A 15,850-nucleotide genomic window follows, 5' to 3' on the forward strand; every position below is an offset into this window, starting at 1 on the left:
TACGGATCACCGCGCCTGCGATCACTCGGATTCGGCGCGCAGCCACGGATGCGCGCCGATCTTGATGCGCAGGGCGGTGGCACGCCGGGCCGCCGTACGGGCCAGCAGAGCCCGGCGGCCGTCGGCGTACCGGCGGCTCATCGTGTCGAGCGTCTGTGCGGTGATGAAGGCATCGCCGACCTCCTCGTAGAGCAGGACCGCCCGTTCGTCGGCGGCCACCGACTGCGGCCAGTCCCCCATTGCGGCGTAGGCCTCACCGAGAGTGCGCCAGGTGTTGGCCTCGCGATGCCGGTCGCCCACTTTTCGCAGCCACGCCACCGCACGCCGACCGTGATGGATCGCCATCGGATAGTCACCGAGATCAACGAACGCCGCCGCGACCAGATCCTCGGGCGCATCTCCGGCGCCGTCCCGCTTCACGATCTCCTCGTACAGCTCCACCGCATCACGCAGTTGCTCGATCATCCGGTCGCTGCTGCCGTCCGCGCCGTCCTGCCGGGCGAGCCACAGCAGGGCCAGCATCTGGTTGTGGACGTCACCGGCGACCGCGAACAACCGCACCGCCTCCACGAAATGGCGGCGACTGCGGTCGGGCACGTTGAGCGCGCGGCTGGAGAAGAGAACGCCCGCTCCATGGTGCGTGCGGGCCAGCAGCGCCGGGTTGCCGTGCCGCTGCCCCGCGGCCAGCGCCAAGTCGAGCAGCCGCCCCAAGGTGGGCCAGTCGAAGGCGCGTTGCAGGAAGTTCTCCAGTGCCCAGGCGTACTGGCCGACGGCGAGATCGGCGCCGTCGGCGACGGCTCGCTCGACCATCGCCAAGATGCTCCCCCGCTCACGGCGCAGCCATGATGAAGCCTGCTCGTACCCGACGAACTCCTCGGGAGTCACCCCGCTGCCCACCTCGGGCGCGCCGACGGCGTCCGGCGCACGGAACGGGTTGATGGTGACGCCGGCGTGCAGCACACTGTGCAGATAGTGATCGTGCAGGCGCCTCTCGGCGGCCTGCCGGGCCACCGGGGTCTCCTGTTCGGCGAGCAGCTCGTCGGAGTAGGCACGCACCAAGTCATGAATGTGGAACCTGCCGGGTGCGAGTTCGGTGACCAGGTTCGCCCGGGACAACTCGGCGAGCAGCGGGGCTGCGTGGCGCTGCCCCTCGCCGAGCAGGCTGACCGCGGCCGACGCCGTGAAAACCGAGCCGGGATGCAACGCCAGCAGTCGGAACAGCCGCGCTGCCGTACTACCCAGCAGGTCGTACGACCAGGAGAACACCGCGCGCAGGTCATGTCGGCGGTCACCGCTGGCGAACCGATCCAGCAGCCGCCCTCGCGGCGCGACCAGCTCCTCGGCGAGGTGGCGCAGCTTGAACTGCGGGTGCGCGGCCGCGCGGGCGGCGAACAGCGCGAGCGCCAGCGGCAGCCCGCCGCACAGCTCCATGACCTGCCGGGCCGCTTCGGCGTCACCGGCCACCCTGGCCGGGCCGAGGCGCCGGCCCAGGAACGCCGCCGCTTCGGCGTCCGACAGAAGCCCGAGCGGGACCGCGAGGGCGCCCTCATGCACGACCAGGCCGGTCAGCGGATCCCGGCTGGTAATGATCGCCGCGCTGCCCGGTGTCGCGGGCAGCAATGGGCGTACGTGAGCGGAGTCGCGGACGTTGTCGATGACCACGAGGATTTTCCGGCCGGCGATCAGGCTGCGGTACAGCGCCACCCTGGCGTCGAAGTCGGCGGGTACGTCATGGTCGGACACACCGAGCGCGCCGAGAAAGCGCCGCAGCACGTCCGCTGTCGGGGTGGGCGCTGCCGACGGGTCGAAACCACGCATCGACGCGTACAACTGCCCGTCAGGGAACGCATCGGCCTCCTGGTGGGCGCAGTGCACGGCCAGGCTCGTCTTGCCGACACCGCCGAGGCCGGTGATCACGGCAGCTCGGGCGGCGCCCGGCCCGCCGCGCAGGAACGTCGACAACGTCTCGATCTGCTCGTCACGACCGGTGAAGGTCGGCAGGTCGGTGGGCAGTTCCACCGGGACCGGCCTGGCCGCCTGCGGAGTACGCAGGGAGGCGAGGTCACCCTGCAGGGCTTGCTGGTGCAGTGTCGTCAGTTCCGGGCTGGGGTCGACGCCCAGTTCGTCGGCGAGTCGTTGCCGGATGGCGATGTATTCGATCGACGCGTCCGCGAGGCTTCCGATGCGGATCAGTACGCGCAGCAGGGCAGCGTGCACGGCCTCGTCAAGGGGCGCACCGGCGGCCACCGCCCGGATCACGGGCAGCAGGCTGCGGGCGGATTCCTGGGTGCTCGCCAGCGCGGCGGCGTGCACTGCGGCGTTGATGAGTTCCTGCTCGACGCGCACGAACGGCGGCGACGACCGTACGGTCTCGTCCAGGCCTGCCGCGACCGGCCCACGCCGCAGCTTCAACGCGGATGCCAGCATGGTCGCGGCCCGGTCCGGGTCGGTGGCGGCGACAGCGGCGGCTTCGGCGGCCGCCCGGCGGAACGCGAGAAGGTCCAGGCCGTCGGCGTCCAGCGACAGCCGATAGGTACGGGTACCCCGCGTGAGCAGGTCCGCCGGCAGCAACCGGCGGATCTGGCTCACGTATCGATGGACGACGTTGACCGCGCTGGCGGGAGCACCGGCCGGCCACAACACGTCGATGATGTGACCGACGGTGACCGGCTCGCCGGCGTGTACCAGTAGCAGGCCGAGCAGTGACTGCTGCTGTGGCGTACCCAGGTTGATCTCTGTGCCGTCGCGCCAGGCACGGACCGGCCCCAGCACTGAGAACCTGATCATTGTCGGCAGCTCACTTGGGATCGATGGGGAATCGTTTCCACGAGCGTGGCGCAGCGAGCCGCCGCAAGCACACGGCTGTGGCGACACCTGTCATCGCGATTCGCGATGGTGGCCCGCTCACCACCGGGTGAACAGGAGAGCCACGTTGTGTCCCCCGAAACCGAGGGATGTCTTCAGCACGGCGGTGACGTCGAGCATGCGAGGCGCGCCGGTCACCACGTCCAGAGCGATCCCGGCGCCGGGTTCGTCGAGGTTGATCGTCGGCGGCACCATGCCGGCGCCCAGGGTCAGTACCGCCACTGCCGCCTCCACCGCGCCCGCTGCTCCGAGCAGGTGACCGGTCGCGGACTTGTTAGCGGTCAGCACCGGGTGCTCACCGACGGCCGAACGGATCGCGTCGGCCTCGGCCAGATCGCCGATCTGTGTGCCGGTCGCGTGAGCATTGACGTGGGTGACGTCCGTGCGATCCAGGCCCGCGTCGCGCAGCGCGAACGTGATGGCGTCTGCCAGTCCCTGGCCGCCGGGGCGCGGCTGGATCAGGTCGTGGCCGTCCGAGGTGACGGCGGTGCCCGTCAGCACAGCCCGGATGTGCGCGCCGCGTGCCAGCGCATGCCGCGCGTTCTCCAGCACGAGCATGCCCGCGCCCTCGCCCATGACGAATCCGTCGCGGCGCGCGTCCCACGGCCGTGAGGCGGCGGCGGGTTCGTCGTTACGCAGCGACAGCGCGCGCAGGGCGTGAAAGGCGGCGAAGGACTGCGGCACGATCGACGCCTCGGCGCCGCCCGCCAGGACCACGTCCGCCCGGCCGGATCGGATGATCTCCGCTGCCCGCGCGATGGCCTCGGTGCCCGATGCGCAGGCGCTCGACACCGAGTGCACACCCGCACGCGCGCCGAGATCGACGCCCACGCAGGCGGCCGGGGCGCTGCCCATGGTTCTGACGATCGCTGTCGGCGAGACCGCGAGCGGGCCACGCTGCTCCATGATCGCTGACTGCTCCAGCATGCTTGCCACACCGCTCATCCCGGTGCCGATGCACACGGCGAGGCGTCCGGTGTCCACGTCGGCGCCGTACAGGCCGGCGTCCTTCCAGGCCTGGCGTGCCGCGCTCAGGGCGAGTTTCTGAACTCGGTCGTACCGGCGGGTCTCGGGCCGGCTCAGGCCGGCGTCCAGATCCATGCTCACCTCACCGGCGATGCGGACCGGGAGCCGCTGCGCCCAGGGATGCCGCATCGCCGCGACACCTGACCGGCCCTTGAGCAGCGCGTCCCAGTGTCCGGCGGCGGTGGAACCGAGAGGACTGATGACCTCCAGGCCCGTCACCACGACTTCGTTGCCGGCCACAGGTCTAGCGCTTCTTTCCCGCGAGACCGGAGGAATTGATCATCTGCAGCAGGTCGCGGGGCGTGCGGACCGCACGCATCTTCTCGTCATCGATGGTGACCTCCAGCAGATCCTCCAGGCACTGGACGACCTCCAGCCGCGAGATCGAGTCCAGCTCCAGGTCGGCCATCGAGGCGTCGAGACCGAAATCATCCGGAATCGGCTCACCGGCCACATCCTGGTAAGCCGCGGCGAACTGCGTCGCGAAATGGTCTTCGCTGATGGTGGAGACCGTCATCGGAGTTGCCTCTCATGGTGCCGCCGGATGCGATTCCGGATCACCTTGTCCGTCACACATCGACATTTCATCGGCAGCACGTCAATCCGCGTCCGTCGAGCTTCTGTCGATGACGCATTGATCGACGCCTGGCTTCATGAAGTGGTGCACCAAGGCGCGAACCCCGTTCTCCCCAGGACTCCGGGCCGCGACCAGCGGTGCTCTCATCGGCCGGCCATGACGCTGACGGTGCGCACAGAGCGGCCTCTCTGCACCGGCGCCGGCCGGCCGATGAACCACCTACCGGATAGCCAGTCACAGCCCCCCGTTCCTGACTGTCCGGTAGGTGCACGAAGGCCGCCGGCTCCAATGACGGAGCCGGCGGCCTTTTGCGTGACGACAGCCTCCCTGCTCAGCCGGCCATCCGGAAGCGTTCGGCATGGACCTGCCGCTTCGGTACGCCGAGGTCGCGCAACGCGCCGAGAACAGCGACGGCCATCGCGTCCGGGCCGCAGATGTAGACGTCGCGCTCAGCCACGTCCGGCACCAAAGCGACCAGGTTTTCCGGGGCGAACGGCCTGTTCGGTGGCGTACCCGCACCGGTACGGCCGGCGAGTACGTGAAGCTGAGCGCCGCGCAACTCGGCCAGCGTCCGCAACTCGTCGAGCAGGACGGCACCCGGCTCCGACGGAACCCGGTACAGCACCGTGACCGGCCCGGTCAGATCCTCCAGCAAGGCGCGGATCGGTGTGACGCCGATGCCGCCGGCGATCAGCAGGCTTGCCGGTCTGGTCCGGTTCAGGCTGGTCAGCGCCCCATATGGCCCCTCGGCGAACACCCGCGTACCCACCCTGAGGTCGCGCAGGCCCGCGCTGGTGGTACCGACCCCCTTGACGGTCAGCCGCAGCGTCTGTCCATCCGGCGCTGCCGACAACGACCACGGATTGACCTGCCACCAGGGGTTGTGACCTGGGAATCGCCACAACATGAACTGGCCGGCCCGTGCCGGGAGACGGTCGAGGTCACGCCCGGTGACATACACCGACACCACGTCGCCGGCCTCCGGCACGACGGCCAGGACCCGGTAGCGGTGCCGCGCGTTGCGCAGCATCGGCAGGACCACCCGGCCCACGACCAGCGCGGTCAGTGCGGCCGTCCAGAGCAGCCACCAGTACGTCCGGGTCCACGCCGACGCGGTGAAGGTCGTGATCTCGAACATCTGGTGGATCAGCGCCAGCACGATCACCAGGTAGAGCAGAAAGTGGACGGCGTGCCAGGTCTCGTACGACATACGGCGGCGGGCCCGGCGCGCCGAGATTACGGCGACGACCGCGACGATCACGAACGCGATCAGTCCCAGTGCCACCGGCAGCGAGCCGGCCAGGCTAACCAGCTGTACCGGAACCGGGTTGTGGTACAGCTGCGCGAAGCCGGTCACGATGAACGCCACATGCAGCAGCAGGGTCCAGAACAGCGTGAAACCGACCCAACGGTGCAGCGACGTGAGTTGGTCCATGCCGAGCCGCCGGTCGAGCCACGGTATCCGCGCGATCAGCACCAGCTGAAAGATCATCACGAGGGCGACGTGCAGGCCCAGGAAGCGCCCGACGGTGATGAGCGCGTTCTTCTGCGGTACGTCGGTGACCGCGAACGTGATCCATACGAACAGCAAATTCGCGCCGAGCGCCCCGAACAGGACGGCGCGGGCCACCGCGGCCGGCGGCCAATTCTCATGTGTCTTGATGTCTCGAACTCCCATGTCCCCCGCCTCGTGCCGCCATTGACGGCGTCCACACGGATCGCAGGACGAAGTGGTTCACGACGCACCGAAGAGGCTTCGCGTCCATCGCCCGTCGATCCCGCGTAGACGAGCACACGGAATCTGGTCGTCAGACGTTCGCGACGAAGGAGCCGACGTGAAACACCTGATCCAATCCCTGCTTCTCACCGACCTGCTGGGCGGCGGCGCAACAGATCGCCGCCGCCGATGTGACGACGGCAACGCCGACCGGAACCGAACCACTCCCCTCGCCCATCCGTGTGAATGGCGACCCGTTCCCCGGAACGGTCCTGGAGACGCGACTTGGAGAAAATCCCGATGAGAACGTGGAAGTCCCCGGCACTGGTAGCCGCCCTCGCGGCCATCACCCTGATCACCGCCGCCTGCGGCGCCGACTCGCAGACCGACGAGCCGGCCGCGGTGACGCCGTCCGGCCCGGCGCAATCCGGTGGTGACGCGCTCGCCCTGGTCTCCGGCACGCCGAAGTCGAACAAGGCGCAAGCCGGAACGGGCGATTGGGCGTACCCAAATGGTGGCAAGGAGGAGCCCGCGAAGCGGGAGAAGTCCCAGAAGTGGACCTCGCTGCGCGCCACTTCGGCGGGCGACCTCGACCCGGTGGTGGTCAACGGAGCGGGCTTTACTCTCTACCGTTTCGACGACGACGATGCGAAGCCGTCGAAGTCGAATTGCGCTGGCGAATGCGCCGAGACGTGGCCGCCGGTGATCGTCAAGCCCGGCGCGAAGGTGTTCGTCGCCGGTGTCAAGAAGGCGAAGATCGGTTTCCTCAAGCGCGACGACGGCACGCTACAGATCACCATCGGCGGCTGGCCGATTTACCGCTTCAGCAAGGACAGCAGGCCCGGTGACACCAAAGGCCAGGGCGTGAAGGACACCTGGTACGCCGTCATGCCCGACGGCAAACGGGCCGGCGCCGACCAGGACCCTGAGGTGATCGAGTTGCCGGAAGGATCCGAGCCGCCCGCTGATCCCGAACTGCCGGCCGATCCTGAACTGCCGACGGAGCCCAGTGACGCTCCGGAGCAGGGCGGCGACCGGTCGGTCACGCTCTTCGAGGACGCCGACTTCGCCGAGAGCGGCCCCTCTCAGGGCATCTCCGGTGATGGTTGCCAGAACGTCCCCACCCCTGGCGTCGCCTCCTCACTGACCGTGCAGGGCACCTTGCGGATGTGGTCGAAGAAGGACTGCAAGGGCGAGGTACGCGAAGTCGACGGTGACGTGCGCGACCTGTCCGAGATCGACTTCGACGACACGGTCGTCTCCGTCCGTCTCGCATGATCAGTCTTTGGAAAGGATCGTTGGCAGCCGCCCTCATGCTGCTGATCGCCGCCTGCGGCGACGAGCCCACGACGCGGCCGGCCGATTTCGTCAACGGCCCTTGGACACCCACGCTGGTCGCCGGACTCACCGTCACCGACGGTCCCAGCGGCCTGAAGCCCGCAGGGCCCGCTGCGCAGTCGCAGGCCGAGAACGGCGACGGCGGCCCTGCCGACCAACTCGCCCTGGCTGCTCTGGACGACGTCCAGGCCTACTGGATCGACGCGTTCCCGCGCGCCTTCGACGCGGAGTACCGGCCGATCCGCCGGGTCGTGTCCTACGACTCGGCGACCGGCGGCGGACAGTTGTGCGGGGTCGACACGGCAGGCCTGGTCAACGCGTTCTACTGCTCCGACGACACGGTGGCCTGGGACCGAGGCGTACTGCTGCCCGATCTCCAGGAGCAGTTCGGCGAGCTCGCCGTGGTCACCGTGCTGGCTCACGAGGTCGGGCACGCCGTGGCGTCCCGGCTCGGTGACGCCGGTGAAGGCACTGCGTCGATCGTCAAGGAGCAGCAGGCCGACTGTTACACCGGTGCGTTCTTCCGGTCGGTTGCCGAAGGCGACGCCGACCGATTCGAGGTGAGCACCGGTCCCGGACTGAACCAGGTGCTGGCCACCCTGTTCGCAATCCGTGACTCGGCCGGCCGCAGTTTCGACGCCGACGGAGCGCACGGCAATGCGTTCGACCGGGTCACCGCGTTTCAGAAGGGCTTCGGTGAAGGCCCGCCCCGGTGCCGGGCGATCGACGAGGCGGAGATCGCCGACCGCATCACGCAGCAGTCCTCGGCGCAGGACGGCGACGCCGACTCCCAGGGCGCCGATCTGGGCATCGGCTTCGATGAGCTGGCCGATCTCGAGACGACCCTGCGGGAAGCGTTCCAGCCGCTCAACGAAGGCCGCATCGACGTGGACGCGGCCCCCTGCGACGGAACGGAGAAGACCTCCCCGGTCTCCTACTGCCCGGGCACTGACACCGTCGCCGTGGACCTGCCGGAACTTCGCCGGGTGGGTGCCGCCGCACAGGATGGAGGATTCGGTGACTTCGCCGCGTTTGCCGAGGTCGCCTCCCGTTTCTCGCTCTCCGTCCAGCAGGCCGCCGGGCTCTCCCTGGAGGGCCTGCTAGCCGCGCAGCGGACCGCGTGCCTGACTGGCGCGTGGGCGGCCACGATCCAGGCTGACCAGCAGAAGGCGCTCCGGCTGTCGCCCGGTGATCTGGACGAGGCGGTGGCCGAGATGCTCACCGCGGAGAGTCTGATCGCCTCGGACGTCTCCGGCGCGAGCGTGCCCTCGGGGTTCGCCCGTGTGAAGGCCTTCCGGGACGGATTCACCGCCGGCATCGACAATGCCTGCGCTAAGCAATACCGCTGACCGCTCGCAGTGTCTGCAAGGCGTAATGCGACCGGGACTTCACCGTGCCGGGCGGGATGCCGAGCGCCATGGCGGCATCCCGCACCGAGCCGTCTCTCAGATACACCAGTTCGAGCACCGCCCGATGGTCAGGCGAGAGCCTGCTGAGCACCTCGTCGACCAGCACCGAAGCGACGACGTGGTCGGCATGATCATGTGCCACCACGTCGGCGCCGACAACCCCGCTCACCTCACGCGGCCTGCTGCGCCGAGCACGATGCAGATCAAGAACGATATTGCGTACGACAGTGAGCAGCCAGCCTCGAAGCGAACCTCGACCCACGGTCAGGTCGTCCCGGCGCCGCCAAGCACGCAGCATCGCCTCCTGAACGGCGTCCTCGGCGGCGGCGCGGTCGCCGAGGAGCTCGACGGCGTAGGCCAGCATCGCCCGCCCGTGCTCACGCACGACGAACTCGGCGAAGCTGTCCCCCGGTCGTTTCTCTCTGCCGGTCAGCACTGTCGCTGTCGCCATGGTCCGTCCCTCAGGCCGTGTGGAACGGCCCGGTGCCGGTCCAGCGAGCCCCAGGCAACTCGCCGGACATCGACGACAGATCGACATATCAATGGCGTTCCACAACTAGATGAGGATCCTGATGAACGACCCGACGCCGGTGCTCGCACACCGGCCGCGGCATGCGGTCCGCACCGTTATCGTCAGCCTGGCCGCCGTCACGGTGCTGCTCGTCGCCGTGCTCTACACCTGGCCTGTCACCAGCGGTCTGCGGCAGGCCGCCGTCCGGCCGCTCAGCTACGCCTCAGCCCAGGCCGAAGCGCTGCGGACGGCCGAGGCCGACGCGAACGACCAGCAGGTGCGCCCCGGCTGCGCGAGCCAGATCCTGGATCACGGCGAACGGACCGGCAAGGCGGTGCTGATGCTGCATGGATACACGGCCTGTCCCAGCCAGCTCAGCGGTCTGGCCAAGGAGTACTTCGACGCCGGCTACAACGTCTACATTCCCCGGGCCCCGCTGCACGGCATCACCGACCGGCAAGCGCACGCCGAGGTCGAAGCCGGAGGTCTCATTCGGTACGCCGCAGACGCTTGGAACATCGCCGCGGCGCTCGGTGACGACGTCGGCATCGTCGGCATCTCCGGCGGTGCCGTACTGGCGACCTGGCTTGCCCAGTACCGGGCCGACTCGGTGCGGCGGCTCCTGGTCCTGTCGCCGTTCTACCGGCCGGACAACGACAAAGCGCCGTCGATCGCCATCCGGCCGATGACGTTTCTGTACAGCAACGGGCTGCTGCCCGACCATGTCAACGCCAACGGGTACTCGTTCACCGCGCTGGCGCAGTACATGCGCGTTGCCGCCGCTTTCCAGCAGCCGCCGGAGGATGCCGCTCTGAGCAGTGTCGCGCTCGTGGTCTCACCTAACGACACCTTCATCGATCATGATCAAGCAGTGACGGTGCCTCGCGAGCTGGCCGAGGACTCGGGAGCGTCGTTCGCGGAACGAACGCTGCCGAAGGAGCTCGGCCTCGAGCACGACATCGTCACCGTCGACCGGCTCGGGCCGGCGGCCGACGATCTGTATCCGATGTACCGGGAGCTCTACGAAGCCGCACCTGCAGGATGACCAGCTCGTCCTGTCCCCGGCGGCTCACCGACGGGGACAGGACGAGCGCGGTCAATCGGTGGTGCCCGTGACTCCGAGCGCGCGGCCGAGCCGGCGCACGGCGTAGAAGGTCCGGGACTTCACCGTGCCCTCGGGGATGTCAAGCTGACCGGCTATGTCCGCCGGGTCACGATCCCGGTAATAGACCTCGATGATCATCTCTCGGTGCATCGGTGTGAGTTTGGGCAGCGCCGTGGAGATGAGGTGCGCGTCAACGACCTGCTCGGCGATGTCCACCGAAGAGCGGCTTGCGCCCGAGTCGATCAGTTCGACTTCCGTCGGCCGGGCCCGGCGGGCCCGCAGGACGTCGATGGCGGCCCGGCGGGCGACCGTGAACAGCCACGGCCGTGCTGAGGCAGGCTCACCCGGCAGGTCCGCGATCCGGCGCCAGGCCCGTAGGAACGTCTCCTGCAGCAGATCCTCGGCCAGATGGTGCTCGCCGAGGGTCAACTTCAACAGGTACGCCATCAACGGTTCCGACTGCGTCTCGAACATGCGCCGGAGCCGGGCCGCCGGATCGTCGCCGGATTCCTGATCGATGTCCGGTGTAAAGGCAACGAGCGTCATGATGGGGGTCCCTTTTCCGCATGTGCAGGACCGGTCCATTCATTCCGATGAAGATCGGCAGGATCTCGACATCACATCAACGGGCCGCCGCCTCGACGGCGGCGACGTCGGCCGCAAGCAGGGTCCGCATCTCCTCGACGGTGGGTTTCACGGCTGTCCGCAGCCGCCGGGCCTGCCGGACGATCATGTCGTCGAGCACCGTCCGGGCGTACCGGCCGTTGCCGAAGGTCCGGCCGCGTGGCACCGCCTCGAAATGGGATCGCAACGCGGTCAGGGTCGGCCCGGGACAGTCGTAACCGGAGGTACGCGCCAGAGCCTCGACGATGGCGACCAGTTCGTCGGGGGCGTAGTTGGCGAAGTTGATCCGCCGGGTGAACCGCGAGCGCAGGCCGGGGTTGGCGTCGAGGAAGGTCGCCATCTCCTCGTCATACCCGGCCGCGATCACCACCACCTCGTCGCGGTGGTCCTCCATCAGCTTCATCAGCGTCTCGATCGCTTCCCTGCCGAAGTCCTGCTGGCTGCCGGCCGACGACAGGGTGTACGCCTCGTCGATGAACAGCACACCGCCGAGCGCGCGCTCGAACACCTCGCGGGTGCGTTGTGCGGTGTGTCCGACGTACTCACCCACCAGATCGGCTCGGGCCGCCTCGATCAGCTGGCCCTGAGGTAGCGCGCCGAGGGCGGCCAGGATCTTGCCGTACAGCCGGGCCACGGTCGTCTTTCCGGTGCCGGGCGGGCCGGCGAAGACGAGGTGCCGCGAGACCGGGGGTGCGGGGAGCCCGGCCGCGACCCGGGCCCGGGCGGCTTCCAGAACGTCGATGAGTTCGGCGACCTCCCGCTTGACCTCGGCCAGGCCGATCATGGCGTCGAGGTTGACGAGCAACCGGTCGGCCTCGCTCGTCTGCGGTGCCGCCGATTCGACCACCGAGGTGACGGGCCGGCCGAGGTCCTCGGGAAGCAGCTGTGCCAGCTCCACGCCGGCGATGTCCGGTTGTTGCGCGAGCCGGAACGCCTGCCGACTGATCATTTCCTCGAAGACCTGCCGGGCGACCCGGGCGTTGCCGAACGAGGCGCCGCGCGGCATCTGCTGGAACAACTCGATCAGCGCGATCCGGGTGTCGTAGTCCAGCGAGTAGTGGTGGGTACGGCACAAACTCTCGACGATGCTCTGCAGCTCAGCCGCCGAGTAGCTTTCGAACTCAATGGTCTTGGCGAACCGGGAGTTGAGGCCGGGGTTCGCCGCCATGAAGGTTCGCATCTGCTGGGAGTAGCCCGCGACGATCACCACGACGTCGTCACGATGGTCCTCCATCAGCTTGACCAGGGTGTCGACCGCTTCACGCCCGAAGTCGTGACCGCCGCCGGACCCACTGTCGACCGGGGCGAGGGTGTACGCCTCGTCGATGAAAAGCACACCGCCGAGCGCCTCGGTGAACTTCTCGGTGGTCTTCACAGCGGTCCCGCCGACGTGCTCGGCGACCAGGTCCGCGCGGGCGACCTCGACTATCTGCCCCTGCCGCAGCACGCCCAGCGCAGCAAGAATCTCGCCGTAGAGACGCGCGACAGTGGTCTTGCCGGTGCCTGGTGCGCCGGCGAACACCATGTGCCGCGACATCGGCGGTGACGGCAGGCCGGCCGCGGCGCGGCGCTTGTTCACCCGGTGCAGTCCCACCAGGGTGGCCACCTCGCGCTTCACTCCGGCCAGGCCGACCATCGCTTCGAGCTGGCCGAGCAGCACCCCGGCGGCGTCCACCGCGGGCTCGGCGACGTTGCGTGCCGCCGGCACCGCCGGCACCGCGGGAGCTGCTGGAGCGGCGGGCACGGGCTCCGGCGCCGTGGGCTTGTTGCGGGTCTGCGACGTGTCGGTCACCTCGACCGGCTCGCCGGTCTCCAGCTGCAGACCCCCGCCGGCGTTGCCGAAGATCTCGCAGCCGTCGACGACGCCCCGGCTACCGGGACCGTACCGGACCCCCGCGCCGCCGCATCCGTGTACCCGGGTGGCCTTCAACCTCAGCTTCGCTCCGGCTGCCGCCGTCACTCCGATCGCCGTCGTGTCCGCGATGTCGCAGCCGTCGATGATGGTGTTACCGCCGTCGGACACGATGGCGTTCGAGCCACCACTGAGCCGGGTGCCGGAGAGGTGAGCGACGCCGGACACGACGTGCAGCCCGGTGGCGCAGTCCCGCATCTCGGAGCGTGCGACGGTGACGCGGCCGGTGTCGCGTACCTCGACGCCGGTCGTTCGTGCCGCGACGATCGTGACGTCGGTCAGCTCCGCGCGAGCCGCGCCGGCCACCACCAGGGCGTGGTCGGCGTCGCGCATCGTGACGCCGTCCACGGTGCCCGCGGCGGAGCCTTGCACGGACAGGGCCGGCGCGGTGGCGGTGCCGTGCAGGACCCCGCCGGTCAGGCGCGCCTCGGCACTGTCGTCGAGGACGACACCGCCGGCCACGTCGCAACCGGCGAATTCGGCTTTGGCGGTGTCGGTCAGGAACAGCCCGTTGCCGGCCGGGGCGGTGACTCGGCAGTCACGCATGACGGGCGTGCCGTTGACGACGACGACACCGTGCCCACCGGCACCCTCGACGGTGCAGCCGTGCAGGACCGGAGACCCGTTGACGACCAGGATCCCGGCGCCGACGGTGTCCCGGATAGTTGTTGCCGAGAGCATCGGCTCACCGCCCTCGATCGCCAGCCCGGGACCGTCCACCGCGCTGATCTCGCAGTCGAGCAGCCGGGCCCGTCCGGAGACGCTGTGCACTCCGGCGCCGCGCACGTCTCGGATCACGCACTGGTGGAACTCCGGGTCGCCGGTTCCGGCGAGCAGGAGCGCGGTGGTTCCGATGTCGGTGATGCTGGTGCCCCGTGCTTCGACATGCGCGTCGGCCTCGACGAGGATTCCGGCGCCTGCCGCGTTCGTCACGCTGCCACCACGCACCCGCAGGCCGCCGCCGCGGGCATGGACGGCGGCGATGCCACGCCCGGCCACCTCGCAGCCGTCCAGCTCCAGCGTTCCCGCACCCACCTGGACGGTAGGCAGGCGCTCGTCGCCGCCGCGCAGCACCAGCGAACGCAATACGTTCGTGCCGCCACCGGCGTAGACCACCACCTCGCCGGTCTCCACCACCACGGTTCCCGGGCCGTCCTCCGCGATCAGCGTCACCGAGCCGTGCAGCATCAGCTGTTCGGCGTACCGTCCGGGTTGCACGACGATGGTGCTGTCGGGACTGGCCGCGCGCAGCGCGGCCGAGATCGTGAGGTGGCAGCCGGGTTCGGTTTGCGACACCGTCAGCACGTCATGACTCATCGGAGTCTCCTTCCGGGTACGGGTGACCGGTGTCGTCAAGTCCAGGCGCGGCGGACAGGTACTCCTGGTGCTCGGTGAGCTCGGTGCTTGCTGGTCCGGCGGCGCGCATGCGGTGCAGGACCCGGTCGGTGTAGCCGCCGACCGGGCCACCCCGGGCCGCTCCGGCGACGTCACAGAGCAGCACCCGTGGAACGTGTGTGGACCCGTCCGGCTGGTCGACGGCGAGCACCGTGAACTGGCTGGCCGGTGGGAACAGGGCCGCGGACGGCCCGTCGCCGCCGACCCGGCCGAGACGGCGGGCGCTGACCGACCAGATCACGAACTGGACGTCGGCGCCGGCCAGGGTCGCCGGCGTGATCCGCACGTCGAGCAGGCCAGGTTCGGTGAGTACCCGGCCCGGCTGGTAGGCGGCCAGGACGTCGGCGCCAAGCCGGCCCGGGCGAAACACCGGGCCGAGCACGGTGGGCAGGCTCCGCAGACCGTACGCCGCACCCCGCGCGACCACCGCGGCCTTGTCATCGCGGTCGCCGGTGCGCAGCATCCGGTTGACGCCGTCGCGTTCACCGGCGCAGTACGCCCGCACCGCCACCAGGCCGGCGACCAGGTCCGTTCGCGCCCCAGCGGTACGAAGGCCGGGTTCCTCCGCGAGTGTCTTGGTAACCACCCGCATGTGGGCGTCGTAGCTGCCGTTGAGCCGGGCCCGCAGTTCTGCGCGGTCGGTCTCGCGCCACGCCCGGTGATCGATCCGAACGGGCCGTTCCCGCACGACCGGGGCCTCGGCTCGCGGCGCCGGCTGCCGGGAAAACAGTGGATCCGCCGGTGCTGGCAAAGGCGCAACCGCCGTCGGAGCCACAACCGGCGGCTGCCCCACAACCGGCGGCACCGCAGCCAGCGGCACCGCAGCTGGCGGCACCGGCGGTTGCGACCGCTGACGGCCGGCATGCGGCCACTCCCGGCGGGCCAGCAGCATCCGCAGCCGCTCCGAGACATGAACCGACGACGACGGCCAGACCGGCTCGTCACGTTCCTGATCCCCGGGCACCCCGGTCAGCCACAGCGGACCCGGCACCACCCCAGGCACCAGCGGCGTGACCGGCACGCTCACCGGCACACCCAGCAGGTCAGCCAGGTAGCGCACGGCCTCAGCGGTCGTGGCCCCACCAGGGAACGAGCCGAGCGTTACCAGCCGGACCGGCACATCCCGGTCAGGAAGGCTACCGGCCAGCACATGCGGGAACTGCACCGCGAGGCCTGCGGCCTCGGTGACCAGGACGTGCCGTACGCCGGCCTCGGCGGGCAGCCCACGCAGGATGCCCCGATACGCCTCCGCCTCGTCGCGGCCGGTGCGCAACAGCAGACCGTCGCCGACCTGTTCGGCCGTCACCTGCTCTTCGGTCGGCGCCATGGGCGGGGGTGTTGGTGATGAGACCGTGCTCGGCACGGCACCCT

General features: G+C 69.6%; 12 protein-coding genes. 3 read left to right on the top strand and 9 right to left on the bottom strand.

The features are described from left to right. Window positions 1-21: 21 nt before the first annotated feature. From B0I29_RS00145 to B0I29_RS46270, 5 genes are all read right to left on the bottom strand, one after another. Entirely contained in the window at window positions 22-2,787 is a 2,766-nt protein-coding gene (locus B0I29_RS00145) for an AfsR/SARP family transcriptional regulator (protein WP_111646730.1), read from the bottom strand. A 117-nt stretch (window positions 2,788-2,904) separates the two neighbouring features. After that, window positions 2,905-4,131: a beta-ketoacyl-[acyl-carrier-protein] synthase family protein gene (locus tag B0I29_RS00150; protein WP_111646731.1), complete on the bottom strand. Its 1,227-nt coding sequence runs from the start codon at window positions 4,129-4,131 to the stop codon at window positions 2,905-2,907. A 4-nt stretch (window positions 4,132-4,135) separates the two neighbouring features. Further along, complete coding sequence (locus B0I29_RS00155) at window positions 4,136-4,408, bottom strand: acyl carrier protein (protein ID WP_111646732.1); 273 nt, start codon at window positions 4,406-4,408, stop codon at window positions 4,136-4,138. A gap of 391 nt (window positions 4,409-4,799) precedes the next feature. Next, window positions 4,800-6,146, bottom strand: coding sequence for a ferredoxin reductase family protein (locus B0I29_RS00160; protein ID WP_111646733.1), 1,347 nt, complete (start codon window positions 6,144-6,146; stop codon window positions 4,800-4,802). 130 nt (window positions 6,147-6,276) lie between these two features. Beyond that, window positions 6,277-6,423, bottom strand: coding sequence for a hypothetical protein (locus B0I29_RS46270; protein ID WP_220091239.1), 147 nt, complete (start codon window positions 6,421-6,423; stop codon window positions 6,277-6,279). 62 nt (window positions 6,424-6,485) lie between these two features. On the opposite strand from B0I29_RS46270, the gene B0I29_RS00165 reads away from it, so the two are divergent. Beyond that, a complete protein-coding gene (locus B0I29_RS00165; protein WP_111646734.1) occupies window positions 6,486-7,463 on the top strand; it encodes a hypothetical protein in 978 nt (325 codons plus the stop codon). Window positions 7,464-7,483: 20 nt separating this feature from the next. Further along, on the top strand, window positions 7,484-8,872 hold the full coding sequence (locus B0I29_RS00170; protein ID WP_220091240.1) for a neutral zinc metallopeptidase: 1,389 nt from the start codon (window positions 7,484-7,486) through the stop codon (window positions 8,870-8,872). Here the strand turns inward: B0I29_RS00170 and B0I29_RS00175 are convergent. Further along, entirely contained in the window at window positions 8,856-9,383 is a 528-nt protein-coding gene (locus B0I29_RS00175; protein ID WP_111646736.1) for a sigma-70 family RNA polymerase sigma factor, read from the bottom strand. The genes B0I29_RS00170 and B0I29_RS00175 overlap by 17 nt on opposite strands. A 121-nt stretch (window positions 9,384-9,504) precedes the next feature. Here B0I29_RS00175 and B0I29_RS00180 point away from each other — a divergent pair, with 121 nt between their 5' ends. After that, complete coding sequence (locus B0I29_RS00180) at window positions 9,505-10,488, top strand: alpha/beta hydrolase (RefSeq protein WP_111646737.1); 984 nt, start codon at window positions 9,505-9,507, stop codon at window positions 10,486-10,488. A 51-nt stretch (window positions 10,489-10,539) separates the two neighbouring features. On the opposite strand, the gene B0I29_RS00185 is transcribed toward B0I29_RS00180, so the two are convergent. The 3 genes from B0I29_RS00185 to B0I29_RS00195 all read right to left on the bottom strand — a co-directional run bounded on the left by B0I29_RS00185 (window position 10,540) and on the right by B0I29_RS00195 (window position 15,806). Further along, window positions 10,540-11,094 carry a sigma-70 family RNA polymerase sigma factor gene (locus B0I29_RS00185; RefSeq protein ID WP_181557625.1) on the bottom strand — a complete coding sequence of 185 codons (555 nt, stop codon included), beginning with the start codon at window positions 11,092-11,094 and terminating at the stop codon, window positions 10,540-10,542. A gap of 76 nt (window positions 11,095-11,170) precedes the next feature. Then, window positions 11,171-14,401 (bottom strand): AAA family ATPase, encoded by a 3,231-nt coding sequence (locus B0I29_RS00190; RefSeq protein WP_111646739.1) that lies wholly within the window; start codon window positions 14,399-14,401, stop codon window positions 11,171-11,173. Beyond that, entirely contained in the window at window positions 14,391-15,806 is a 1,416-nt protein-coding gene (locus B0I29_RS00195; RefSeq protein WP_111646740.1) for a hypothetical protein, read from the bottom strand. Before B0I29_RS00195 ends, B0I29_RS00190 begins: the two co-directional genes overlap by 11 nt. Window positions 15,807-15,850: the final 44 nt, after the last annotated feature.

Source organism: Actinoplanes lutulentus, from assembly GCF_003259845.1.
GTDB classification, from domain to species: domain Bacteria; phylum Actinomycetota; class Actinomycetes; order Mycobacteriales; family Micromonosporaceae; genus Actinoplanes; species Actinoplanes lutulentus.